The organism is Phenylobacterium ferrooxidans, assembly GCF_042714595.1.
GTDB lineage: Bacteria > Pseudomonadota > Alphaproteobacteria > Caulobacterales > Caulobacteraceae > Phenylobacterium > Phenylobacterium ferrooxidans.
Genome location: NZ_JAOTJD010000100.1, coordinates 1 through 504, shown reverse-complemented (window position 1 = coordinate 504; position 504 = coordinate 1). Strand labels below are relative to the sequence as shown.

Genomic DNA, 504 nt, shown 5'->3' with positions numbered 1-504 from the left:
GTAGCCGTAGGCGATGCTGCCTTCGTAGTCGCCGGGCGAACCCGAGATGCCCTGATAGTTGGCGTTGAGTTCAAAGCCGTCCAGATCGGTGCGGGTGATGAAGTTGACCACGCCGCCGATGGCGTCGGAGCCGTAGGTCGCCGCCGCGCCGTCCTTCAGGACTTCCACGCGGCCGATGGCGGCGGTGGGCAGCAGGTTGATATCCACCGAGGAGATCGCCTGGGGCGAGGTCGGCAGACGCCGACCGTTGAACAGCACCAGGGTCCGCGAGCCGGTGACGGCGGAGTTCAGGTTGCGAAGGTTGATGGTCGCCGCGCCCGAGCCGGAGCCGAAGCGGTTGTTCTCACCGATCACCGCGCCCGAGGACGGGATGGTCTTGATGAGCTGGACCATGGTGGGCGCGCCGCGGTTGGCCAGCTCCTTGGAGCCGATCACGTCGACCGGCAGGGCCGCGTCCTCAGGCGTACCGGCGATGAACGAGCCGGTGACCACCACTTCTTCAAC

Annotated in this window: 1 protein-coding gene; it reads right to left on the bottom strand. The window is 66.9% G+C overall.

The genetic code is table 11. The features are described 5' to 3' along the window. Positions 1–504: TonB-dependent receptor plug domain-containing protein (locus tag OCL97_RS22630; RefSeq protein ID WP_377371951.1), on the bottom strand; the 504-nt coding region annotated here is incomplete at both ends.